Origin of the sequence: Limnobacter sp. (assembly GCF_036846585.1) — a bacterium.
In the GTDB taxonomy this organism is placed as follows: domain Bacteria; phylum Pseudomonadota; class Gammaproteobacteria; order Burkholderiales; family Burkholderiaceae_B; genus Limnobacter.
The window spans coordinates 15,919-40,375 of record NZ_DAIUBR010000015.1 but is presented as its reverse complement, the minus strand read 5'-3'; the positions used below and the strand labels follow the sequence as shown (position 1 = coordinate 40,375).

The following is a 24,457-nucleotide window of genomic DNA, read 5'->3' as shown; positions in this document are numbered from 1 at the left end:
TGTTTTCATAACATACTGATTTTATTGAATAAAAAAATTATATAGAAGAATTATTCTACTTGGCATGAAGCTTGCGCTAGGTTTGCATTGGGTAGCCCCGACTCTGCAAACGAGGGGCGAGAACCTCAAAGTAACGGATGATGAGAGGAGAAACAAAAAATGCGCAAAACTCTGCTTAGCGCGATGGTAGCAACCGCACTGGCGATTCCCGCAGTGGCTTCTGCCGCTGTGACAGACGCAATGATTCAAAACGATGCCAAATCCACAGGCGACATTCTTTCCTGGGGCATGGGTACAGAGGGTCAGCGTTACAGTCCATTGAAAGACATCAACGTATCGAACGTGGGCAAGCTGGTTCCAGCCTGGTCCTTCTCGTTTGGTGGTGAAAAGCAGCGCGGCCAGGAAAGCCAGCCTGTGATTCACAACGGCAAGATGTTTGTAACGGGTTCCTATTCACGTATTTACGCTTTGGATGCCGCCACAGGTGCGAAACTGTGGAAGTACGAGCACCGCCTGCCAGAAGGCATCATGCCTTGCTGCGACGTGGTGAACCGTGGTGCAGCCTTGTATGACAACCTGGTGATTTTCTCAACACTGGACGCACAATTGATCGCTTTGGATCAAGACAGCGGCAAGGTTGTGTGGAAAGACAAAATTGACGACTACGCTGCTGGTTACTCCAACACAGCCGCTCCGATCATTGCCAAAGGTTTGGTGTTGACTGGTGTGTCTGGTGGTGAATTCGGTGTAGTAGGTCGTGTTGAAGCGCGTAACGCCAAGACTGGTGAGCTGGTATGGATTCGTCCAACCGTTGAAGGCCACATGGGTTACAAGTTCGACAAAGACGGCAAGAAAATTGAAAACGGTATTTCCGGTACCACCAATGCCACCTGGAAAGGCGACATGTGGAAAACTGGCGGCGCGGCTACCTGGCTGGGTGGTACATACGACAGCAAAACAGGCCTGGCCTACTTCGGTACGGGTAACCCTGCACCGTGGAACAGCCATCTGCGCCCTGGCGACAATTTGTACTCTACATCCACAGTTGCTGTGAACATTGATTCAGGCAAGATCGAGTGGCACTACCAGTCCACACCCAACGATGGTTGGGATTACGACGGTGTGAACGAGTTCGTGACCTTTGATCTGGATGGCAAGCGCGTAGGCGCCAAGGCCGACCGCAACGGCTTCATGTATGTGAACGACGCCAAAACCGGCAAGTTGCAGAACGCCTTCCCATTTGTGAAGAAAATCACATGGGCCAAGGGCATCGATTTGAAGACAGGTCGTCCGATTTTCGATCCAGCAAACCGCCCTGGTGACCCCACAAAAGTAGATGGCAAGAAAGGTGAGGTTGTATTCTCTGCACCATCATTTTTGGGTGGCAAGAACCAGCAGCCAATGGCCTACAGCCCTGACACAGGTCTGTTCTATGTTCCCGCCAACGAATGGGGCATGGAGATCTGGAACGAGCCAATCACCTACAAGAAAGGTGCGGCTTACCTGGGTGCCGGTTTCACCATCAAGACATTGCCTGGCTTTGACTACATCGGCGCATTGCGTGCGATGAACCCCAAGACCGGCAAGATTGAGTGGGAAATTACAAACAATGCTCCGTTGTGGGGTGGTGTTTTGACAACTGGCGGCAACCTGGTGTTCTGGGGTACCCCTGAAGGTTACCTGAAGGCAGCTGATGCCAAGACAGGCAAGGAAGTGTGGCAGTTCCAGACAGGTTCCGGCGTGGTTGCTCCTCCCGTGACCTGGAAAGGCAAGGATGGCGCGCAGTACGTGGCCGTTGTGTCTGGTTGGGGCGGTGCTGTTCCCCTGTGGGGCGGAGACGTAGCCAGCAAAGTGAACTACCTTGAACAAGGTGGTTCCGTGTGGGTATTCAAACTGTTCGACGGTAAGTGATCAGTTTGTAAAAAACATCAAGCTGCCCCGTGTGGGGCGGTTTGATGGGTAGTGAAGTAGTAGAGCGTTTTAAGAAGTGTTGTCATTTTCACCCCCTGAGTTTACTGCCTGCTCCGCAGCGAACTTATGACGCAGACGGTTTGATCAAATTGCTCCTTGGGACCTTTTTCTGGCATTGATTGGGAGTCGGAAAAAGTTGTGGCGATTTGAGAGTCTCCTAACGAATGCGTCTTTTCTGCCCGGCCATGTGCCGGGCATTTTTTCGTGCATCATCATTCCGGGTGATCAAACAAGGCTGTTTTTTGGATTTCACGAATGCAGATTGATAATCGACGGGTTTCCTTTATTGGCCCTCGACCATGCATTCCAACATCACACCCCAAATTCGCCAAAAAATTCTTCAGTCCACCAATTCAGTCATCGAGCTTCGGCCACTGGGTGTTGTGCTTGCCATTGATGGCAGTTCAGAGGTACTGCGAAAGCCACACACAGCGCCAATTCAAAATCAGTACATTGTGGTGGATGTAAAAACCGGCAAGCCGGAAGTTTCCGGCCGGGAAGTGTTGGCCGAGGGTGCAATGACCGCAATTAACTGCACAGCGGCGGTGGTTGCGGGAATTGTGACGTTTGGGGGTGGTGCAGGTGCGCCATTTTCAGGCGGCGCTAGCCTGGCGGTATCGGCTGTAGCTGGTGCAGCTACCTTGGCTACAGGGGCAAGTTGTATTAATTCAGGTATGAGAACTTTTAACGCAATTGTTTCGCCTGGGACGAACCAACTAATAGACGAAATGCCGGCTTACAAAACTACTTTGCAGATTCTGGATGGTGTGTCGCTTTTGGGTGTGGGTGCATCTGCAGTCGCAGCTCGACGCGCTGTCAAAGTATTAAGTAATGCTGGAGTGAACATTCCTGCGGCTTTAACCGGCAATATCAATAGACAACAGGCAGCTTTGTTGACGAAGGAGATGATCAAACTTCGCAGGCCCAATGTATCCAACGGCGAATTGAAAAAACTGATTCGAAGTGGCAAAGAGCCCAAACGCTATTCAAGGCAAGAAATATCACTTGGTGCGCTTAAAAGCTTGAAAGACTCGATTGCTACTGGACTTTCGTTTTTGTCCAGCACTTTTGACGGTAATGTGAAAGAGCTCAGTATTTACGTGGTCGACCTCGCATCATGAGGATTAAGCTACCGGTTCCTTATGTTTGGTCCATTTACATCGTTAGCACTGGTCTTGCGCTCTCACTAAATTTTGCTGTTTTAGAAGATCTGTTAATGGATCTTGAATGGTGGGGAGTTCAGATTGCCATAGGATTATTGTCGTTGTATTCATATTTGACAGCGCGTCAGCTTTACACACACGGGCGAATGTGGCCTAAAAAAGCATTGTTATTTGTCTTTCCCTTGTCGTTTCTTCACTTGTTCCTAGATGTACCCACACCTTATGCGGTGGGGCTATGTGTCTTCAATCTGCTTTTCTGGTGGGTAGCGTATCGACTCAGCGGTCGCCTGGCTGCTGCGAGCCCATATGGCGGGCCGTCGGGATACTTGTAAGAACGCTTGACGCGACGCCGGGCATTTTTCCGTGCTTCATCATTCTGAGTGATAAGAGAGCACAATTTTTTGCTTTTTGAAGCAAGGCATTGATAATCGGCTAACTTCAGCCACTTGATTTCTATCATGCCTAACGCGATTACACCGGTAATTCGCCAGAAAATTCTCCAAACCACCAATTCGGTTATTGAATTGCGGCCACTCGGTGTGGTGCTTGCTATTGATGGAAATGCGGAAGTGCTGCGAGAGCCGCAAACTGTACCAGTGCATCACCAATACATTGTGGTGGATGTAAAAACTGGCGCACCGGAAATTTCCGGACGAGAGGTGCTTGCCGAAGGTGCCATGACCGCCATCAATTGCTCGGCCGCTGTGATTGCCGGGGTTGTGACTTTCGGTAGTGGCGCGGTGGCACCAGTAACGGGTGGAACCAGCCTCGCTTTGACTACTGTTGGCGTGGCAGCGACCGGTGCGACCGCAGTGAGTTGCGCAAACTCGATATTTCGAACCATCAATGCACTATTTTTTCCAGGTGAAAATCAAATCTTGGACAAAATGCCTGCCTACAGTACTACGTTGCAGGTTCTTGATGGCGTGTCGCTTTTGGGGGTGGGCGCATCAGCCATTGCGGCTCGTCGTGCGGTCAAGGTGCTCAGTAATGCAGGTGTGCATATTCCTGCGGCCTTGACAGGCAACATCAACAGGCAGCAAGCGACCTTGTTGACAAAAGAAATGATCAAGCTTCGCCGCCCCAACGTATCCAATGGCGAATTGAAGAAACTGGTTCGAAGTGGCAAAGAGCCCAAGCGTTACTCTCAGCAAGCGATTACAGCGGGTGCAATCAAAAGCTTGAAAGATTCGATTGCTGCAGGCTTGTCGTTTTTATCCAGTACTTTGGACGGTAATGTGAAGGAAATCAGCATTTATTTAGTGAATCTCAACTCATGAAACTGGAAATTTCCACACCCTATATCTGGTCCTTTTATATCGTATGTACCGTCATTGCCTTGACTTTTAATTTAGCAGCAATTAAAGCTTTCCTTGGTCAGTTGCCTTTTCTATTGTTTATGGGTGGAATGATTTTTTGCAGCTTATATGCAGTCTTGACTGCTAGGCAACTGTATACCTACGGGCGAATTTGGCCTCAAAAAATAATCTGGTTTTTGTTTCCTGTTTCATTCCTGCATTTTTATCATTCTGCCCCGCTGTCGTGGATATTTGGAATCTTTGGGGTCAACTTATTTTTCTGGTGGGTTGCGTACCGGTTAAGTGGCCGATTGGCCAAGTTGAGTCCATACGGAGGGCCGTCGGGATACTTGTAAGAACGCCTGACGCGACGCCGGGCGTTCTTCAGGTGCAATCTTTAGAATTTGTACGACATTTGCCCTGACAAAATGAAAGCATCGCCCTCGGCTGTACCCAGTACACGGGTTTGTTGGCCGGCAGCCGGGTTGCCTTCGGTGCTGTCGATTTTTGCCTTGTCGGGCATCACGTACTGAAAGGCCACATCGAAGGTGGTGGCTTTGTCGAATTTGTATTGCGAACCTACAGCCAGCGTGAAGCGGTTTTCATCGGGCAAACGGACCTTGCGGCGCTCATCGGGCATGGGTGTAATGTCGTAAGCCATGCCGGCTTTCAAATTGATGGTGTCGCTGTACTTGTAAATACCACCCATGGCAAAGCGCCAGCTGTTTTTCCATTCGTAATCCTGCACGGTCAAGGGTGTTGCACCGGCTGGCGCGTTCTGTCGCTGGAAGTCCAGTTTCTTGATGGTGCTCCATTCGGTCCAGGTGGCGTCGGTCAGCAATTGCCATTTTGGGTTCAGCTCGGTGACTGACGAAATGGCAAACGATGCAGGCAGGCGGATTTTCGATGCAAGTTCGCTGTTTGCAAACAGCGTTGCAGCAGGGCCGGCGGCTGGGCGGTTGTCAAAGGTCACGTTGCCTTCCAGGTCATGCTCAATGGCTGAACGGTAGGCCACGCCCACGCGGGTTGCTGGCGTAAGCTGTCCCATTACACCCAGGTTAAAGCCATAGCCCCAACCGTCGCCTGAAATCGTGGTCAAACCCTCGGTACCGCCGAAAGGCGCATAGTTGATTTGTGAGCTAAGTTTTGCATCCAGTTTCTGCGCGGAAACACCTGCCCCCACAGACCAAAGTTCATTGACCTTGTAGGAAGCGGATGGGTTGATGTTCACCGATTTGATGTCGGATGTAACACCTTGAAAACGCCCGTACCAGTCAGGCTGAAAATCGGTTTTCAGGCCAAACGGCGTGGCCACTGACAGACCGAAATTGATTTGCTCATTGAACGGAATCACCAAATGAAAATTTGGAATGTAACCTTCATCACCGAACTCCCCTGCGTTGCTTCCCAGTGGGCGACCCGGGGCGGCTGTGCTGCCTTCGTTGTTTACTTCACCGTTCAGGTCGATGTAGTGTGCGCCCAATACCAGCTGGCGTTGTTTCAGGCGGCTCATGCTGGCCGGGTTGAACCAGGCGGCGCTGGCATCTTCACCAATGGCTGCTTTGCCGGCATAGGCCACGCCTGCGCCGCTGGCATTGTGCTCGTTCAACGCAAAACCGCCAGCGCTGGAAAGGCCGCTGAAGCCCAGTCCAAGGGTGGCTACTGCACAGCGAATGAATTGCAATTGAAGGGGATTCTGTTTCATGTCGTCCTCGATTGATCCGTTTGTTGGAATGGATTATTTGTGAGGGCAATTGTAAGTAAAAATACGAACGTTCGTGCTAATAAAATGTAGAGTTGTTCTCTACAATTACTACGTATGTATTGTTTTATTTTATTGATTCAAGGGCACGGCTGCGCCGCTTTTGGAGAATTTCCAGGTGGCCACAGCCAGCATTGCAACAGTGGCTACCGCAAGAACCGATGCACTGAATGTCAGGCTGAATTCGGCATGGCTTGTGAATGCATGGCGAAGTAAATCTACGCAGTAGGAAAACGGATTGAGCATGGACACCCAGCGTGCCAGCGCGGGCATGGGGTCGATGGGGTACAGCGCGCCACTGAAAAAGAACACGGGAAAGATGACAAAGTTCATCATCACCGCAAAGCCGTCGATCGATTTTGCGAAGGTGCCGCACAACACGCCCAGTGCCGCACAGGCCAGCGCCGCCAGCGCAGCGCCCGGAAGCAGCACATGCAGTTGTGGCCACAGCGTGCGGCCAACCCAGGGCAACATTTCCTGCAAATCGAAACCCAGCGGAAACAGCAGGGCATACAAGCCTTCAAGCCCCAACAACAGGGCGATTAACAGGCCCATTTGCACCAGTGCACCAATGGCTGCCCCCAGCGTTTTTGCAATTAATATGTGGTGGGTTTTTACCGGTGCGGTAACCAACAAACGCATGGTGCCAGCGTCTTTGTCCAAAGCAATGCTTAAGCCACCCACCATGCCACCAAACAGCAGGGTCATGCCCACAATGCCGGGCAGCAGGCGGGCGGTGTAGTCGCCCCCGGCAAGCGCCTGCATGCCGCCACCGATGATCCACAACCACAGCACGGGCCGCACCATGGCAGCGGCCAGGCGGTCGCGTTGCTTTAGCAGTTTTTGGCTTTCGCGGCTTATTACGGCCCAATAAAAATGCATCAACATGGTTTGTTGGCTCCGCCATTCATTTTCCAGACAAACCAGTCGGCCAGGGTGGCGGTGCGTACGCTGGTCACGCTTTGGTCGGGCAGTTCATCCAGCGCTTGCGCGGGTGTACCCAGCCAGCTCAATTCGCCCTGGTTCAGAAAACCCACGCGGTCGCAGGCGCTGGCTTCGTCCATCAAATGGGTGGCCACGAATATGGTCAGCCCATCAATGGCTTGAAGGGTTTTCAGGGTGTCCCACACGGTGTTTTTCGAAGGTACGTCCAGCGCGGTGGTGGGTTCGTCAAGGATCAATACGCCCGGTTGGTGAACCATGGCGCGTGCAATGTCCACAAGCCTTTTTTGCCCGCCAGACAAACTGCCCACGGTGCGCTTTAACCAGGGTTGTATGGGAAAGATGGTGTACAGGTGGGCCAGGTTGGCCTGGGTTTGTGCCTTGTTCAGGCCTTGCAGGCCCGCTGCAAACAGCAGGTTTTCTTCCACGGTCATGAATCGGTCCAGCGACACCGATTGAAACACGAAGCCCAGGTTTTTGCGTGCAAGGTGGGCGGCCCTGCGGGTGCTGTACCCCAGCACGGAAAGTTCGCCTTGGTCGGGTTCTATCAAGCCGGCGATCAGGCTGATCAGGGTGGTTTTTCCTGCACCATTGGGGCCAAGCAAGCCAAACATTTCCCCGGCCAGAAGGTCAAGGCTGACGCTTTTGAGGGCAGGCTGCCTGCCCCAGGAAAAATACAGACCTTGTGCGTGAAGGCGAATGGTGTCGGTGGCGCTGAGATTCAAGTGTTGTTTTTGCTCAGATGCAAGCTGTTGTGGTCGCTGCGATACCATACCACGGGCACCTCGGCGGCTTCAGCCAGAATTTGTTGTTCCTGCTTCTGAACCTTGAGGTAATCGTTGGGGTCGTCGCGGCGCTGGGCTGCATCCACAAACGCCACCACCTTTTCATGTTCTGGCGATTTGTGGCACACCGGGTCGGCATTGGTGGCGTCGCCGGTGATCAAATAGGCCTGGCAGCGGCAACCGCCGTAGTCTTTGGCTTTGTCGGGGCAGGTGCGGCAGGGGTCTTTCATCCATGCATCGCCACGGTAACGCGTGAAGCCGTCGCTTTCGTACCAAATGTGTTCAACCGTGCTGGTTTTCACATTCGGAAATTCAAAACCCGGTAGCATGCGGGCAGCCTGGCATGGCAGGGCTGTGCCATCGGGGCTGATGCTGAGAAATACATTGCCCCAGCCGCTCATGCAGGGCTTTGGGGTTTTCTCGAAATAGTCGGGCACCACAAACAACAGCTTCATGGTGTTGCCCAGTTTTTCGCGCCATGCTGCCACGCGCTCTTCAGCGTGCTTCAGTTGTTCACGGGTGGGTATTAGCGCGGCCTTGTTTTGAAACGCCCAGCCGTAATATTGCGTGTTGGCCAGTTCAAGGTATTCAACGCCCAGTTTCACCGCCAGCTCGATGATGGAATCAATGTGATCCAGGTTCAGCCTGTGCAGCACCACGTTGAGTACCATGGGCCAGCCTGCTGCTTTTACGGCAGTGGCGATTTCCAGTTTTTTTGCAAAAGTTTTGGTGTCGCTTAATGCATCGTTGGCAGCCTGGGTGGCGTCTTGAAAGCTGACCTGAATGTGGTCAAGCCCGACGGCCTTGAAGGCATCAAGGCGGGTGGGTTTCAAGCCGATACCGGAGGTGATCAGGTTGGTGTAAAAGCCCAGTTCATGGCCATAGGCGACCAGTTCTTCAAGGTCGTCGCGCAGCAGCGGCTCACCACCAGAAAAGCCCAGTTGCACGGCACCCAAGGCACGGGCCTGCTTCATGGTTTCTTTCCATTCGGCGGTGGTCAATTCCTTGGTGTTGGTTTTGTAGTCAACAGGGTTGTAGCAGAACACGCAGTGCAGCGGGCAGCGGTAGGTCAGTTCGGCCAGCAGCCACAGGGGGCCGGCAGGCCGGGTAGCGGGTTCTGCGAGCGCGTTCATGCGTCGTCAAGCCAGTTACGGCGCACGGCTTCTTCAAGCATGCTTTGCACATCCGCTTGCAGGTTTTGAGCGTTGAACTTGGCTTCCAGTGTGGCCACGATCTGCACCACTGTGCGTGTGCCATCGCACAGCAACAGAATTTCGCTGGCGGACTGGTTCAATTTCACCATGCCCTCGGGGTACAGCAGCACATGGGTTTTTTGCGCGTCTTCATATTGCAAACGGAACAAGCGGTTCAGTTTGGGGTGTTGTGGCAATGTGGGTGTTGTTTCAGTATTCATTTGCTGGGCTTCTTTGGTTTGTCGGGATAGGCCAACGCAATGGCGTCGGACATACTCCACAACACATCCAGTTTAAATTGAAGTATTTCCAATGCGCGTTCCTGTTGTGCGCGTGTCTTGAAATAATTCAATGTGACTTCCAAACCGTGTTCCACATCACGTTGGGCCAGGCTGATTCTGGACCTGAAATAATTCAATCCTTCCGATGCCACCCACTTGTAGTCTTTGGGCCAGTTGCTCAGGCGTTGCTTGTGAATTTCAGGCGCAAACATTTCAGTCAGCGATGAACACACGGCTTCCTGCCAGGGCGCACGGCGGGCAAAGTTGACATACGCATCCACTGCAAAGCGCACGCCGGGTAGCACCAGTTGTTGGCTCCACAGCACGTCTTTTTCTATACCCACGGCTTCGCCCAGGCGGCTCCAGGCCTCAATGCCACCGGCATTGCCTTCCCAGCCATCGTGGTCAAGAATGCGCTGTACCCAGCGGCGCCGTGTTTCGCGGTCGTCGCAGTTGGCCATCACAGCCGCGTCTTTTTGCGGAATGCACACCTGGTAATAAAACCGGTTGGCCACCCAGCCGCGCAATTGTTCGCGGCTTAACTTGCCTTCCCGCATGGCCACGTTGAATGGGTGGTGAATGTGGTAGCGGTCGCCCTTGGCACGCAGGCGTTCCTCGAATTCTTTTTTGCTCCAGGCTTTGTTGTTGCTCATGCCAGAATCTCCATGCCGTCATAGGACACTTCAATTCCATTGTCGGCCAGAATGGCCCGCTCGTCGCCGTGTTCGTACAAAATCGGATTCGTGTTGTTGATGTGAATCAGGATTTTGCGCTGGTTTTTGAACTGGCGAAGCTGGCTGATCATGCCCGATCCCCGTTCGCCCGGCTTGTCGGTTTGCGGCAGGTGGCCCATGTCGGCCGCCATCTTTTGTGAGAACCCTTGCGTGACCATTTCATCCTCGGTCCAGAAGGTGCCGTCGACCATCAACACGTCAGCTTGCTGCATGAATGGCAGAATTTCGGCCGTGATTTCACCCAGCCCCGGCGCATAGAACACTTTTTTTCCCGTGTTGGTGTCTTCGATCAACAAACCAATGTTGTCGCCACGGCGTTGCGCGTAGCGGCTGGGGGAATAGGGCGGCGCCTTGCTGATCAGGGGGATCGATTTGATCTTGATGGTGTCCAGCGGGCTGATCGAAAACGGATCGTCACATTCGGTGCACAAGGGGGTCCACTTCACCCCGCAATAAAAGCCCAGTGTGGGCACCAAGGGCAGGCCGTTGGTCAGGTCTTCCCAAACGGCGGGGGGTGTGTGCAGGCGCATCGGGGTTTTGCCCTCGCGCATCATCAGCAAACCAGTGGTGTGATCAATCTGCGCGTCCATCAGAATTACGGCGGAAATGCCGGTGTCGCGCGGACCACGGTTGGGCTGAAGCTCAGGTGTGTTTTTGATTTGGGTCAGAATATCAGGCGACGCGTTCACCAGAATCCAGTTGGCAGATCCGTCCGATATGGCAATCGATGATTGGGTGCGTGCGGTGTACCCGGGCGTGTTGGCACGCACTGCCTGGCAGTTGGTGCAGTTGCAGTTCCACTGTGGGAACCCTCCGCCTGCTGCGGAACCCAGAACTTTGATTTTCATAATTGCTTTTTTCAGGGGTAAAAAAAACCCCGCCAGCCTGCAAGGCTGCCCGGGGTCGTGCAAACCGTCAAATTAACGGTTTGCAATGTACATGGTGATTTCAAAACCGAAACGCATGTCAACAAATGATGGTGTAGTCCACTGCATGAAATATCCTCCTTGTGCTTTATTAAAATGCACCGCATCCCGAGGGGATCCGGTGAAGAACCTGGCTTGCGCCGTGTTGTTCGTCCTCGATATTTAAATAGCAATTCCTGTGCCGTGCACTGGTATTTGTCGGGAATTTTGTGATGTGGAAAATGAGGGGGCTTTGGGTGTTCAAACTGTTGCAGATTGAAACACAAAGCAAAAAGGCGCAAACCTTGTGGGTTCGCGCCTCAGGATAATCGTTAACGGAGGGTGGTTAACGATTAGAAGAACAGGATTGCGCCTACAGCGATGGTGTTTTCTTCGCCTTTGGGTGTGCCTGCCGGAGCAAATCGATATTGCTCTTCACGGGTAATGTATTCGCCAGCAATTGTCAGGCTAGGTGTCAGGTTGTGGTACACGCCCAGAACCATCTGAGTTGTTTCTTCCAGCATGATTGCGGAATCATTGCTGGTCGCGTCAAGTGTTGATGCGCCGTAGTTTATACCCAGTTTGGTATTGCCAATTTTGTAGGTGGCTTGAACCAGGTAGCCATCGGAATCACGTTCCAGACCTTGTGTGTCAGCACCACCAAAACCGATCAATGTAGTACCCAGACCTTCGCCTGTGAAATAGTTACCCACCAGGCCCAGGTTGCCGAAGTTCAAGGCTGCGCCCACTTCGTAGCCAGCGATATCGCTTTGGGCGTTATTGCCTGTCGTGGCAGGATCGTCTGCCAGTGTGTCTCGGCCTTGATTAACCAAAGCACCCCAGATTTTGCCTGTATCGCCCAAGCTATAGCTTGCCAAGGCCTGCAGTCCGGCAGAATCGGCTTCACCACGAGGCGTCTTGGGCTGGAATACACCTGCTGACAGGCTCAAGTTACCAATTGCGGGTGCAGTGTAGGTGATCTGTGGTTGAAATTCGGTGTAGATGTAGCCAGCGCCGATTGAACCCAAAGTGGTGTTCAACGCACCATTGAAACCGGAGCCACCACCCACAGCCAACAGGGACATGTCGTTCAGGATGGCATTCTGACCGAACAGGCCGATGTCACGACCAGCCTTGATGGTACCCATTGTTTCGTTGCCGAATTGGAGGAACACACGGCGCTGGTCGCCGACCAGTTGACCGGAAGTGCCAGTGCTAGCACCCGTGAATGTCGTGCCTGGGTCGATCGAAATCACTGCTTTCAGGTCGTAACCTGCTTGCTTGGTTGATGCCGAGAAAATGATAAAGCCGGGCAACAGACCGTTTTGGATCGAAGTACGATCCTGGCCGGTCGCTGTCCCGCCACAAACGCCCAATGCGCCGTCAGCCGCTGCACCTGCGTTGTCGCAACTTGTTGAGTTGTAGTATGCGTTCACTGAACCAGAAATGTCCATTTCCCATTCACCGGCCTTGAAGCCGATTGCGTGTGCCGAAGTCCCCATTGCAGCCAAGATGGAAGCTGCTACTAATTTTTTGCTGATCATGTGATCAACCCTCCAGTTTTAGTTTTAAAAGTTGTTGCTTGTTTGTCTTCTAAAGCTCGCCAGCGAACTGCAGAGTAGAGCTGGCTTGGAATGTATTAGGGCAAAAGCCATGCCAGAACGTAAGTCATTGTTTTTGTGTGATTAAATTGAAATGTAGGTTTTTTGATGACACTGATGTGAAATACAGTTGGTACGCGTCAGGCGGTGCGCTTTGAAACAGGTTTGTTTGCGGCTGGAGCAGGTGGGTGACAGTTTTGTGACAGGTGTTCGGCGACCTTTGGACAAGAAAAAAGCCACCCGGATTCCGGATGGCTTTTGGATGCATTTCAGATCGCCTGGTCTACAAGGCGGATGCCGCTTATTTTGCGTTCAAGCGCCTGTAAATTGTGTTTCTCGAAATGCCCAGCATTCTGGCTGCAGCGCTTACGTTGCCACGGCAGGTTTCCAGTGCTTCCTGAATTGCCCGTGATTCAAGATCATCCAGGTTGATGGGGTTGTCGATTGGCGCACGCGCCGCCGATTGACGGGCACCCAGATAGCCTTGCGCCCTTGCATCATAGGCACGGGTGTCGAACCCGTCGTCTTTGACGTGGGGTGCCGGCGACACAGATTGCATGGTGTGTTGCCAGGCGTCGAACCGACCTTCGCGGAACTTGCTGAACGTTTGATCCAGTCCGTGGGGTTTGTTGGCGGCTCCACCAGCATGCCCCCGGTGAACCTGAACATCAAACAGGCTGGCTTTGTTTCCTGGTGTCAAACCTTGGGCGGTGCTGCCTGCCAAAGGTGGTTTTGGATTAAACCCGGCGCCTTTTGCTTGTACTGAAAAATTGCTGCGAACGCTGAATTGCGGGCGGTTTTGGGTTGTTGGTGCCGCACGTTCTGGCGCTGCTGTCGCGGGGATTGCTTTGTGTTCTGCGGTTTCGGCTGGATAACTGGCTTGCTGCGGTTTGGTGTCCAGGCGCAGCGCGTGCCACTCGTCCAGAAAGTCATCGGGCAGGTGGTCCCATTCGATGGTTTCGTGTTCATCCGTCATCACGCTGGCTGTGCGCAAAATATTGGTCAATTGGCGAATGTTGCCGGGCCAACTGTGTGTGGTGAAAGCTTTCATCACCTCGGTGGACACGCGGATTCGGGGGTTGTGCGATTCGTTTTCCAGAATGCGCTGGATGATCTTCTGAAGATCAGTCCGTTCACGCAAGGCAGGCAGGCGAACCACCAAACCATGCAGGCGGTAATACAAGTCTTCGCGGAAGTGACCTGTCGCAATTTGGTCGCGCAGGTTGCGGTGTGTGGCGCAAATGACCTGCAAATTCACCGGGATGCTTTTCTGGCTGCCCAGTGGCGTAACAACCCGTTCCTGTAGCACGCGCAGCAAACGGGCCTGCAGTGAAATGGGCATGTCGCCAATTTCGTCCAGAAACAGGGTGCCACCGTTGGCTTGCAGAATACGGCCTTGCGAGCCCTTCTTTTTCGCACCAGTGAATGCGCCGTCTTCGTAGCCAAACAATTCCGATTCAATCAGTGTTTCGGGTATGGATGCGCAGTTCACTGCCACGAAGGGTTTGTCTTGCCGGGGTGAATCGTTGTGAATGGCCTGGGCAAGAATTTCCTTGCCGGTGCCGGTTTCGCCAAGGATCAAGATGGGAATGTCTTTGTCGATTACCTTGCCCACTTTCTCGATGATTCTGGCTACTTGAGGGTCGCCCGTGTTCAGGTATTTCAGGCTGGAAAGGTGGCGGCTTTTCTGGCAGGTTGTATTCGCTTTTTGTGGGGCAGGCACCTGGTTTTGAACCACGGCTGCTTCAGAATTGTTTTTAACCAGGCCCACCGAATCAAAAATGCGGCCACGGCCCACACTGCCCAGGCTTGCACGCGCGGTAACCTGGTTGCCGTTGTGCAAACACAAGATGAGTGGAATGGGGTTGCAGGTGCGGTAATGGTCGATCAATGCTGACAAGGGCATGCCGAACAGCGAACTGAACGTGTGGCTTTTCAGGGCGTTGCTGGACATTCCGAATTGCACCATGGCTGCGCGGTTGGCGGCCAGGAATTTGCCCGAAGGTGAAAACGCTGCTGCGCCTTCCACCACGGAGCCCAGAAATTCGCCGCGCTGGTGAAACTGCACAATGATCGCGTCTTGAAATGAACTGTTGAACAAATGGTTTTCAATCATTTGTGCCGACATGCGCACCAGGCCCATGGTGTGGCGGTGATAGCTGCGGTAGTCGCCGGTTACGTCCAGCACACCAATGGCCACGCCATTGGGATCGAAAATTGGGGCGGCAGAGCAGGTCAGGAAGCGGTTCACGTCCAGAAAGTGATCTTGCCCATGTACCACAGTTGGAATTTCTTCAATCAGGGCTGTGCCGATCGCGTTGGTGCCTTTGTGTTCTTCGCTCCAGGTGACGCCAGGGGCCAGGGCTACTTTTTGCGCTTTGACCAAAAAGTCATCGTCGCCCAGTGATTCGATAATTGTTCCGCTGGCATCGGTCAGCAACACCATGCTGTGGGTGTTCACCACTTGTTCGTACAGCGTTTCCATGAAAGGCAGTGCGCACGATTTCAAGCGGTTGTTCTTTTCGATCAGTTCTTTGAGGGAGCTGGACGCAGGGGGGGACATGTCCACTTTGGACGATGTGTCCAGCCCGGCGGCCGTGGATCGCTGGTGCGCCCGGCGAATAAACTCCAGGTGCCCTTCGGTGCCGGGGTCAATCAGTTCAATAACCTGCGCATTGGACGCAATGCCGCCGCCGTCCCGCTCGGATAAGAATGTCATCCATGTCTCCTGCTTCTTGTAGTGTAATGCTGCGTTTTATAGGTATGTTATTTGATGCAACTTGTATTGGCACTGAACGTATTGATTTGTTTTTGTGTTCCAGCCCTGTGTTGCCTTATGCAAGCGCTGTGCCAACTCATTCCATGGTGTGTCAATTTGAAACACCAATTGATGAAAATTAGCACATAAATTCTTTGCGGGCCATACAGTTCGCGATTTGTCACAATTGGTAAAACCAATTCACAAATTCAAGGGAATAGGGTGGCATGGGGATTGCAGTAAGCTGAGGGTGTTGAATCATTCTTAGAAATACAGGAGTTGTGATGTTAGTTCGTAAAGCCCTCGTGGCAACCATTTTTTCCATTGCTGCATCCGTGGCTATCGCGCACGGCGATGTCACCCCGCAGGTTGTTGATGTGTCTACTTTGAAGCCCTTGGGTGACGACATGCTGGAAACCAATCCGTACGTGGGCGACAAAGAAGCCATTCGTGTGGGCAGTTCTGCCTACAACCAGAACTGTGCTCGTTGCCATGGTCTGGAAGCGATCAGCGGTGGCATTTCCCCGGATCTGCGCAAAATGAACGCGGAATGTGATTCGTTTGCCGGAAAGAAAGCGAAGGAACAATGCAAAGCCGAGATGGATGTGTACTTCCGCAATTCCGTGCTGGGTGGCAAGGTTCGCGGTGACCGCGTTTACATGCCGGCATTTGCGGGCATCTTGAGTCAGGAAGCCATTTGGGCCATCAAGGCCTACGTTGAAACACGCTCGTTCGAATAATTCCACCCCGGCAGGAGGCAATTCATGAACGCGTCTGTACAAGCGTGTAGATTCCCCTTTTTCAAGGCATTGGGGGCTGCGGTTCTCGCCCTTTCATTTCAGGTCGGCGCAGTGGCGCAGGAATTGAGCGACTGGGCCAAGGTTCAGGCCTCTGGTGTATTGACCGTGGCCGTTTACAACTACCTTGCGCCTTATTCTGACCAAGGCAAAGGGATTGATGTAGACATTGCCCGTGCGCTGGCCACCAGGCTGGGGTTGGGGTTGAAAGTGCGCGCGTTTACCGAAGACGAAGAATTCGGCGATGACCTGCGCAACATGGTGTGGGGTGGGCACTACCTGGCGGGCGGGCCCGCAGATATTTTGATGCATGCGCCCGTGGATGCCTACATCATGCAGAAGGAAGACAAGGTGTTGTTCTTCTCGCCCTACACGCGTGACGATATTTATGTAGCGCGCAACACCAAAAAGCTGCCCACGCTGGACAGCCTTGCGTCGTTTTCCGAGGCGGGCAACAAGATAGGCGCCGAAGCGGCTGCCTTGCCCAGCATCATGCTGGCGGGCGCAGATGGTGCGGCGTATGCCAATAACCTGGTCAATTTCAAGACCCCGAAAGAAGCCGTGGATGCGATGGTCAGCGGTGAATTGGTTGCGGTGATGGCCACCCGCGCCGAGCTGGAATGGGCCTTGCACCAGCACCCCGACAGGAAGGCGGATTTTTACGTGTCAAAGGTGCCCCACAATTCGTTGCCCCCCAAGGGTTGGGCTGTGGGCATGGCCACCAAAAAGACCAACAAGGAACTGGCCGAGAAGTTGACCGTGGCCATGAACGAGTTGAAAGAATCGGGCGAACTCGAGAAAATATTCGCCAAGTACGGCGTGAAATACATGCGCCCTTGATTCGGTTCAGGGTGTGTGTTGTGAAAGGCCCCGCCGTTGAGCGGGGTTTTTTATTGGTACATGTGTTTCAAAATGAAACGCATGTGATTTCAGGTGTTGGGCCGTTGCGCTGAAATTCAGAAAGTTGTTGCCGCAACCTGTTCAAATTCTCTTTTCTGGTTGGCAGGCTTATTGCATAAGTAAACACCGTATGTAATGCGAAGAACCAATTAAACCAAAAAAGCGAGGAACAACGGGATGCAAAAATCTCTTCACATCACGCCCGACAAGTGCACGGGCTGCCTGCAGTGTGAAATGGCGTGTAGCTACGAGAACTACCAGGTTTTCAACACGTCCTTGTCGCGAATCAAGGTATTCGATTTTCACCACACTGGCAAAAAAGTGCCTTACACCTGTACCCAGTGCGACGAGGCGTGGTGTTTGCATGCTTGCCCGGTGGAAGCCATCACCATGGACAAACTCACAGGCGTGAAAGTTGTGTCGGAAGACACCTGCGTGGGTTGCAAGGTGTGCACGATCGCCTGCCCGTTTGGCACGGTCAATTATGTTCAGGAAACCGGCAAGGTGCAGAAGTGCGACCTGTGCGGCGGCGACCCCGCTTGCGCGACCGCATGCCCAACCGGCGCGATCACTTTCGTGGATTCCAACTGGACTGGTTTGGACAAGATGAAGCAGTGGGCTGAGAAACTGAGCAATCAGGCTCACGCATAAATTAAGGGAGTAATACAAATGGCATGGACCGGTAAAGTACTGCGCGTGAACCTGACAGCAGGCACCTGCACCAGCGAAGACTTGAGAATGGATTGGGCGAAAAGCTACCTTGGCCAGCGTGGTTTGGCCACCAAGTATTTCGTGGAAGAAGTGAATGCGAAAGTGGATCCACTTTCACCAGAAAACAAAATCATCTACGCCACGGGTCCGCTGACTGGCACCATGGCCTCCACTGGTGGACGTTACTCCGTGATTACCAAAGGCCCGTTGACTGGCGCAATCGCCTGCTCAAATTCCGGTGGTTACTTTGGCAATGAATTGAAAAGCGCGGGTTGGGACATGGTGATCATGGAAGGCAAGTCGCCCAAGCCTGTGTACCTGTTGATTGAGAATGAAAGTGCAAAGTTGATGGACGCTTCTGACCTGTGGGGCAAGAGCGTGTGGGACACAGAACCCGCCATCAAAACCAAGCACCAGGACCCGCTGATGCGCGTGTGTTGTATCGGCAAGGCCGGTGAGAACCAGGTGTTGTATGCAGCCATTGTGAACGACTTGCACCGTGCTGCCGGCCGTTCAGGTGTGGGCGCTGTGATGGGCTCCAAGAACGTGAAAGCCATTGCCGTTCGCGGCACCAAGGGTGTTGGCAACATTTCCAACCCCAAGGAATTCATGAAGGTGACCTACGAGAAGAAAAAAATTCTCGCCGAGAACGCGGTAACAGGTACAGGCTTGCCCACCTACGGCACGCAAGTGTTGATGAACGTGATCAATGAAATGGGTGCCATGCCCACGAACAACCACCGTGATGTGATTTTCGAAGGCGCCAAAGACATTTCTGGCGAAAAAATGCACGAACCCCGCAAAACCGACGGCAAGGCCAACCTGGTGACCAACCAGGCCTGCTTCGGTTGCACCATTGCCTGCGGCCGCATTTCAAAAATCGACGAAACCCACTTCACCGTGGAAAACAAGCCCCAGTACCACGGCGCTTCAGGCGGTCTGGAATACGAAGCGGCATGGGCTTTGGGATCATCGAACGGCGTGAACGATCTGGAAGCACTGACCTACGTGAACTTCCTGTGCAACGAACACGGCATTGACCCGATTTCACTGGGTGCCACAATTTCTGCTGTGATGGAACTGTATGAAATGGGCGTGTTGACCGAAGCACAGCTGGGTTGCAAAGCCCCGTTTGGTTCTGCACAGGCGCTGGTGAAGTTGAGTGAAGACACCTGCAATGGCGAAGGTTTTGGTGTTGAAATTGGCCAGGGCTCCAAGCGTTTGACTGAGAAGTACGGCCACCCGGAATTGTCCATGAGCGTGAAGGGCCAGGAATTCCCGGCCTATGATTCCCGCGGTATTCAGGGCATGGGCCTGGCCTATGCAACTTCCAACCGCGGTGCCTGCCACCTGCGTGGTTACACGGTTGCTTCCGAAGTGTTGGGCATTCCTGTAAAAACAGATCCCTTGACCACCGATGGCAAACCCGCCTTGGTCAAAGCGTTTCAAGATGCGACAGCCATTTTTGATTCTGCCGGTATTTGCGTGTTCACCAGCTTTGCCTGGACACTGGCCGACGTGCAGCCCCAAGTGGCCGCTGCCTGCGGCGATGAATTCGACATGGCCAATCTGGAAACCATGGGCGAGCGCATCTGGAACATGGAACGCCAGTTTAATCTGGAAGCCGGTTTCACCAAGGCCGACGACGACCTGCCCGCACGTTTGAAGAAAGACGCCGCCAAGGTAGGCCCCGCCAAAGGCCTGGTCAACGGCATCGACAAAATGCTGCCCGAGTATTTTGAGCTGCGTGGCTGGGACACCGAAGGTCGCCCAACTTCTGCAACACTGGAGCGCTTGGGGCTATGACCGCAACTACTCCTACAAGGCACGTTATCCTGGGTAACGGGCCTGCGGGGGTGGTCGCTGCCGAGCAAATTCGCAAGCAGCGACCCCGCGATTCAATCGTGATGGTGGGTGCCGAACCGGAACCCCCATACTCCCGCATGGCCATTCCCTACTTGCTGGTTGGCAAGGTGGGAGAGAAGGGCACGTACCTTCGCAAAGACCCAGACCATTTCAAGAAGCAGAACATTCAGGAAATTCGTGCGCGCGCCACCCGGCTGGATACCGCCGGTAAAAAAGTGATGCTCGACAATGGCGATGTACTGGAATATGACAAGTTGCTGATTGCAACGGGCGCACGCCCCATTTCGCCACCCATTCCCGGTGTGAATTTGCCCGGCGTACACCCGTGCTGGACCCTGGAAAATGCGCGGCAAATTATCGAGCTGGCCAAGCCCGGTTCACGCGTGTTGCAAATGGGTGCGGGCTTCATTGGCTGCATCATCATGGAAGCACTGGCCTTGCGCGGCGTGAAGTTGACCGTGGTCGAAATGGGCAACCGCATGGTGCCCCGCATGATGACCGAAGGTGCGGGCTCGATGATTCGCGACTGGTGTATCAAGAAAGGCGTGAACGTGCATTGTTCCACCCGCGTGGAGGCCATTGAAGTGGGCAACCAAGCTGCGCAACAAGGCTTGATCAGCAAGATTGGTTCTGCGATTGGTTTTGGCACGGCAGTGGCTGCGAAAGATGGTGCACCTTTGCACGCAAAGCTTTCCAATGGCGAAGTGCTGGAGTGCGATTTGGTGATTTCCGCCACGGGCGTGAAGCCCAACCTTGATTTTCTGGAAGGCAGTGGCCTTGAAGTGGATCAAGGCCTGTTGGTGGACGACCACATGCAGACCAACATTGCCGACGTGTATGCGGCGGGCGATGTGGCCCAGGTTCGCGATTTCTCCACCGGTGAGAAAACCGTGAACATGATTCAACCTGCTGCTGCGGACGATGCACGCATTGCAGCCCAGAACATGATGGGGCAGGGCACGGAAACACAGGGTAGTTTGGCGATGAACGTGCTGGATACCCTCGGCTTGATTGCTGCTTCTTTTGGGCAGTGGTGGGGCGCAGAAGGCGGGCAAAGCGTCGAGTTGCAAAACAAAGACCAATTTACCTACCTGCGTTTGGAATTTCTTGGCGATGTGCTGATTGGTGCAACCAGTTTGGGGCTAACGAATCATGTTGGCGTCATGCGGGGTCTGATTCAGGGCAAAATCCACTTGGGTGAATGGAAAGACCATTTGCTCGAAGATCCAACCCGATTAATGGAAGCCTATTTGGCTTGCGCTCAGTCACAAAGTACATGGAAATTACCTTCAAGCTCTTTGCAACACTGACCGACTATTTGCCAGCGAACCGCGCAGACAACGCGGTTCGCCTTCAAATTCAGCGAGGCAGTACCGTGCAACAAATTATCGACCAGTTTCACTTGCCCGAAAAGTTGACCCACCTTGTGTTGGTCAACGGCGTGTATGTGGACCCGGCCGAGCGTGCCAGTAAAGTATTGACCCCCGACGATGTGCTGGCCATTTGGCCACCCATCGCGGGCGGTTAGTTTTATGGCTATTTTCAACACCGACAAGGCATTGGACATGTCGTGCACCGAACGCGAATTGCGCCGGTGGGTGCACATGATTGCTGAGCTGTTTCCGATGATTTCGGAACAGGCTGATCATGCGGATTTTGAAACGCAGGGCGGCACAGCGCGAATTGCCTGGAAAGAATTGCCAGACCGAGTAATTGCTTTGGTGCGCCTGAAACGCATGGAAGTGACACTGGCGTTTTCTGACGGAGTGCCGGCCGATGCAAGGGCGCATTTTTCCAAGCAGTTTCAGATGCACACGCTGCGGGGCGGGGGCTGAGGGCTGGTGCTTGGTGTCTGGCGAGGCTTGGGTGCAGTACCGACGACTGGCCTAAGCAATGCTTCTGATTCCGGCTTGATGCTTCTGGCTTGGGGCATGCGAAACGCCAAAGCGTCTTCGCATCGACTCCTTGCGGAGTCGCCCCGCGCTGCGAAGCCGCCGGGAAGCCTTGGCGAATCACCTGCGTCGTTGTCGGCGCTCTCAGGTGGCAATGCCCTCGCAGCGCCAATCAAGAAAACCTGCCCGTTTGAATTCAGCCGCCACGGTCGGCCAAAGGCCGACACCGAGACTCGGCCCGCTTTTTTGCCGAGCGAGGTGAGCCAGGGTGAATCTCAAAAAGGGAAGACAGGTTTTCTGGCGCGAGAGGGTATGCAACTGAGCAAGCGGAGCAAAAGACCAAGCGCTTTTACACGTGGATCACGGGCACGGCTTGATCGTAAAAGACTGAACGCCTTTGTCTTCAAACTTCGCAAAGCCAATGCATTCGCCTGTTTCGCGAGTCACCGCATCCAGCGCACAAAGCATCCAGTTGTCGGGAGTCAATTCAGAATTCGCCAGTGATATGGCAGGTATGGTCACTGGTGATTCAGGTTTCCAGCGATACCAGCCATTGTCAAGAACAGCATTCGGTGCCGGGTCAATTCCAGCACCGCTGCCTTTCACAAAAGTTTCTTGCAACACCAGTTGTTCATCGCGAACCTGCCAGTGCTCAACCCACTCGGTTTTCTCCACAGAGTGTGTCCAGCTCAGGGAGAACAACAGGCCTGCCAGGCAGGCTGCTGATTTTCCGGCGATGAAGACACACACACTCATGCAGTTTGTAATTTGTTTTTGACAGAACGCGCGTTGCGCAAGGTGAGGAAACCGAAAACAACTGCCAGAGCAAAGCCAATTTCATCGGTAACAGGCAGCGCCGCAATCAAGGTGAATGACGAGACCATGGCCAGTACCCGCAACCAGACAGGCAGCTTTGCACCCAGGAAGCCAATGACTGCTGCACCCCACAGCGCAATTGCGATCACGGTTTTAAACACGATGTAGATCACAGCTGGAACGTAGCCTATATCAGCCGCCAAAGGTCCTCCGTCCTGAAGCATCAGGCTTGGGGTGTAAACCGCCATGTAAGGAATTACAAAGCCAGCTGCCGCAATTTTCACCGCTTCCAGGGAAATGGTCAGTCCACGTTCCTTGGCAATCGGTGCGGCTGCAAAGCAGGCCAGGGCTACAGGGGGGGTAAGGTCAGCCAGAATGCCGAAATAGAACACGAACATGTGGGTGACAATCAGAGGTATGCCCAATTGTTCCAGAGCCGGCCCTGCAATGCTGGACGTGATGATGTAGTTGGGAATAGTTGGAATACCCATGCCGAGCAACAGGCAGGTCAGCATGGTCAACACCAGTGACAGGAACAGGCTGTTCTCCCCCACGCTGACCACGAACTGGCCAAAGGTGTTGGCGGCGCCTGTCAGGGTCATCGTGCCGATGATAATGCCCACCATGGCACAGGCGACACCCACAGGCAGGGCCGACTTTGCACCATCGGCCAGTGAATCGCGGCAGGCAACCAGTGTTTCACGTCCACCTTTTTTCAATGCGTTGATCGCGATCAGGGCAATGATCGCCCCTGCGATAACCCAAATGCCAAATTGCAGGAATGCCGCACACACAACGCCCAAGCCTACCCAGAACAGAATCCGGATCACTGTGCTCGACAAACCAATCGCAATGGATGCACCCAGAATAAGAACCACCGTGAAGGCCAGCCCCACTGTGCCGGCGAACAGGGGTGTGTAGCCACCCACCAACAACCAGACAAGTGCCGCCAAAGGAATAACCAGATACCACTGTTCTTTCACAGCCTTCCAGGGGTTGGGCAGATCTTTTTTGTCCAGGCCTTTTAGGCCGTGTTTCCCTGCTTCCAGGTGAACCATCCAGAAAGCGCCGAAGAAATACAAAATGGCTGGAATGATGGCTGCCTTTACAATCTCGGAATATGGGACACCCAGTGTTTCCGCCATGATAAAGGCCACGGCACCCATCACCGGGGGCATCAGTTGCCCACCCATTGATGCGGTCGCTTCAACGCCACCGGCAAATGCAGCCCGGTAGCCAAACCGCTTCATCAATGGAATGGTGAACTGGCCTGTGGTCACCACGTTGGCCACACCGGAGCCTGAAATTGTGCCCATGAGTGCAGAAGACACCACCGCAACTTTGGCGGCGCCACCTTGTGCGTGGCCCACCAGGCCGAGCGCGAAGTCGGTGAATAGTTTGATCATGCCGGCTTTTTCCAGAAAAGCGCCAAACAGGATGAACAGGAAAATATAGGAAGCCGACACATAAGTTGGAATGCCGTAAATTCCCTCGGTGCCATAGGCCATGTGTTCGATGACTTGATGGAAGTCGTAACCACGGTGGTCAAATGGTGCAGGCAAATATTGGCCCAACAGGCAATACGCGAAAAACGTGCCGCAAATGATGGGCAAAGCAGGTCCCATCAACTGCCAGGTCGCCACAAATACTGTGGCAAGTGCGATTACGCCGAGATAAATGTCCAGTTCCGTGGGGTCTCCGGCACGAACCAACAATGGTTCGTATTCAACCCACTGGTAACCCGCGATGACAACAGCCGACAAGGCAAGTGCCCAGGCGATTGTCTTGAGCGCCACATGTTTGTTGATGGCGATCAGGGGGAAGGTCAGCAGCAGCAAGAAACCGACGTGGCACGCGCGCTGAACCTGGCTTGGCAAATCGAACAGGTGTGCTGCGGTAGCAATTTGAAAAGTCGAGAAAGCAACAGCTATCCAGAACAAAAATCGACCTTCAAACGACTTGGAAAACCCCGCAGAAGTGGGGTCGTGGAAACCAGGAGCGGCTTCGGTTGGTATGGAGTTGGGTATATTGGACATAGACAAAAAGCCCGGAACGGGCTGCGCGGTAACTGAGGTTGCAAGC

Annotated in this window: 22 protein-coding genes; 10 read left to right on the top strand and 12 right to left on the bottom strand. The window is 53.5% G+C overall.

Translation table 11 applies throughout. From position 1 onward, the window contains the following. Positions 1-159: 159 nt before the first annotated feature. The 3 genes from V7028_RS08690 to V7028_RS08680 all read left to right on the top strand — a co-directional run bounded on the left by V7028_RS08690 (position 160) and on the right by V7028_RS08680 (position 4,414). Entirely contained in the window at positions 160-1,911 is a 1,752-nt protein-coding gene (locus V7028_RS08690; protein WP_334119688.1) for a PQQ-dependent methanol/ethanol family dehydrogenase, read from the top strand. 443 nt (positions 1,912-2,354) lie between these two features. Continuing rightward, entirely contained in the window at positions 2,355-3,092 is a 738-nt protein-coding gene (locus tag V7028_RS08685) for a hypothetical protein (protein ID WP_334119687.1), read from the top strand. Between the two features lie 500 nt (positions 3,093-3,592). Continuing rightward, positions 3,593-4,414, top strand: coding sequence for a hypothetical protein (locus V7028_RS08680; RefSeq protein WP_334119686.1), 822 nt, complete (start codon positions 3,593-3,595; stop codon positions 4,412-4,414). 415 nt (positions 4,415-4,829) lie between these two features. On the opposite strand, the gene V7028_RS08675 is transcribed toward V7028_RS08680, so the two are convergent. From V7028_RS08675 to V7028_RS08630, 10 genes are all read right to left on the bottom strand, one after another. Continuing rightward, positions 4,830-6,137 (bottom strand): OmpP1/FadL family transporter, encoded by a 1,308-nt coding sequence (locus V7028_RS08675; protein WP_334119685.1) that lies wholly within the window; start codon positions 6,135-6,137, stop codon positions 4,830-4,832. 129 nt (positions 6,138-6,266) lie between these two features. Continuing rightward, the gene (locus V7028_RS08670) at positions 6,267-7,082 is read right to left on the bottom strand and encodes an ABC transporter permease (protein ID WP_334119684.1); all 816 of its coding nucleotides are present in this window, start codon (positions 7,080-7,082) and stop codon (positions 6,267-6,269) included. Next, complete coding sequence (locus V7028_RS08665) at positions 7,076-7,861, bottom strand: ABC transporter ATP-binding protein (RefSeq protein WP_334119683.1); 786 nt, start codon at positions 7,859-7,861, stop codon at positions 7,076-7,078. Before V7028_RS08665 ends, V7028_RS08670 begins: the two co-directional genes overlap by 7 nt. Next, positions 7,858-9,054 carry a pyrroloquinoline quinone biosynthesis protein PqqE gene (pqqE, locus tag V7028_RS08660; RefSeq protein WP_334119682.1) on the bottom strand — a complete coding sequence of 399 codons (1,197 nt, stop codon included), beginning with the start codon at positions 9,052-9,054 and terminating at the stop codon, positions 7,858-7,860. Before pqqE ends, V7028_RS08665 begins: the two co-directional genes overlap by 4 nt. Beyond that, positions 9,051-9,335: a pyrroloquinoline quinone biosynthesis peptide chaperone PqqD gene (pqqD, locus tag V7028_RS08655; RefSeq protein WP_334119681.1), complete on the bottom strand. Its 285-nt coding sequence runs from the start codon at positions 9,333-9,335 to the stop codon at positions 9,051-9,053. The genes pqqE and pqqD overlap by 4 nt, the downstream gene beginning before the upstream one ends. Further along, on the bottom strand, positions 9,332-10,048 hold the full coding sequence (gene pqqC, locus V7028_RS08650; protein ID WP_334119680.1) for a pyrroloquinoline-quinone synthase PqqC: 717 nt from the start codon (positions 10,046-10,048) through the stop codon (positions 9,332-9,334). The genes pqqD and pqqC overlap by 4 nt, the downstream gene beginning before the upstream one ends. After that, the gene (pqqB, locus tag V7028_RS08645; RefSeq protein ID WP_334119679.1) at positions 10,045-10,977 is read right to left on the bottom strand and encodes a pyrroloquinoline quinone biosynthesis protein PqqB; all 933 of its coding nucleotides are present in this window, start codon (positions 10,975-10,977) and stop codon (positions 10,045-10,047) included. The genes pqqC and pqqB overlap by 4 nt, the downstream gene beginning before the upstream one ends. A gap of 72 nt (positions 10,978-11,049) precedes the next feature. Continuing rightward, on the bottom strand, positions 11,050-11,124 hold the full coding sequence (gene pqqA / locus V7028_RS08640) for a pyrroloquinoline quinone precursor peptide PqqA (protein ID WP_083797182.1): 75 nt from the start codon (positions 11,122-11,124) through the stop codon (positions 11,050-11,052). Positions 11,125-11,387: 263 nt separating this feature from the next. Then, a complete protein-coding gene (locus V7028_RS08635) occupies positions 11,388-12,578 on the bottom strand; it encodes a porin (RefSeq protein ID WP_334119678.1) in 1,191 nt (396 codons plus the stop codon). A gap of 358 nt (positions 12,579-12,936) precedes the next feature. Next, positions 12,937-15,354 (bottom strand): sigma-54-dependent Fis family transcriptional regulator, encoded by a 2,418-nt coding sequence (locus V7028_RS08630; protein WP_334119677.1) that lies wholly within the window; start codon positions 15,352-15,354, stop codon positions 12,937-12,939. A gap of 323 nt (positions 15,355-15,677) precedes the next feature. Here V7028_RS08630 and pedF point away from each other — a divergent pair, with 323 nt between their 5' ends. The 7 genes from pedF to V7028_RS08595 all read left to right on the top strand — a co-directional run bounded on the left by pedF (position 15,678) and on the right by V7028_RS08595 (position 21,502). Then, positions 15,678-16,133 carry a cytochrome c-550 PedF gene (gene pedF, locus V7028_RS08625; RefSeq protein WP_334119676.1) on the top strand — a complete coding sequence of 152 codons (456 nt, stop codon included), beginning with the start codon at positions 15,678-15,680 and terminating at the stop codon, positions 16,131-16,133. A gap of 24 nt (positions 16,134-16,157) precedes the next feature. Next, a complete protein-coding gene (locus V7028_RS08620) occupies positions 16,158-17,030 on the top strand; it encodes a substrate-binding periplasmic protein (protein WP_334119675.1) in 873 nt (290 codons plus the stop codon). Between the two features lie 237 nt (positions 17,031-17,267). Continuing rightward, on the top strand, positions 17,268-17,741 hold the full coding sequence (locus V7028_RS08615; protein WP_334119674.1) for a 4Fe-4S dicluster domain-containing protein: 474 nt from the start codon (positions 17,268-17,270) through the stop codon (positions 17,739-17,741). Between the two features lie 18 nt (positions 17,742-17,759). Next, complete coding sequence (locus V7028_RS08610) at positions 17,760-19,607, top strand: aldehyde ferredoxin oxidoreductase family protein (RefSeq protein ID WP_334119673.1); 1,848 nt, start codon at positions 17,760-17,762, stop codon at positions 19,605-19,607. Beyond that, positions 19,604-20,977, top strand: coding sequence for an NAD(P)/FAD-dependent oxidoreductase (locus V7028_RS08605; protein WP_334119672.1), 1,374 nt, complete (start codon positions 19,604-19,606; stop codon positions 20,975-20,977). Before V7028_RS08610 ends, V7028_RS08605 begins: the two co-directional genes overlap by 4 nt. Beyond that, on the top strand, positions 20,944-21,195 hold the full coding sequence (locus V7028_RS08600; protein WP_334119719.1) for a MoaD/ThiS family protein: 252 nt from the start codon (positions 20,944-20,946) through the stop codon (positions 21,193-21,195). The genes V7028_RS08605 and V7028_RS08600 overlap by 34 nt, the downstream gene beginning before the upstream one ends. A gap of 4 nt (positions 21,196-21,199) precedes the next feature. Next, positions 21,200-21,502 (top strand): hypothetical protein, encoded by a 303-nt coding sequence (locus V7028_RS08595; RefSeq protein ID WP_334119671.1) that lies wholly within the window; start codon positions 21,200-21,202, stop codon positions 21,500-21,502. Positions 21,503-21,919: 417 nt separating this feature from the next. Here the strand turns inward: V7028_RS08595 and V7028_RS08590 are convergent, their stop codons facing one another. Both V7028_RS08590 and V7028_RS08585 read right to left on the bottom strand, forming a co-directional pair. Beyond that, on the bottom strand, positions 21,920-22,315 hold the full coding sequence (locus V7028_RS08590; protein ID WP_334119670.1) for a DUF1850 domain-containing protein: 396 nt from the start codon (positions 22,313-22,315) through the stop codon (positions 21,920-21,922). Beyond that, the gene (locus tag V7028_RS08585) at positions 22,312-24,411 is read right to left on the bottom strand and encodes a TRAP transporter permease (protein ID WP_334119669.1); all 2,100 of its coding nucleotides are present in this window, start codon (positions 24,409-24,411) and stop codon (positions 22,312-22,314) included. The genes V7028_RS08590 and V7028_RS08585 overlap by 4 nt, the downstream gene beginning before the upstream one ends. Positions 24,412-24,457: the final 46 nt, after the last annotated feature.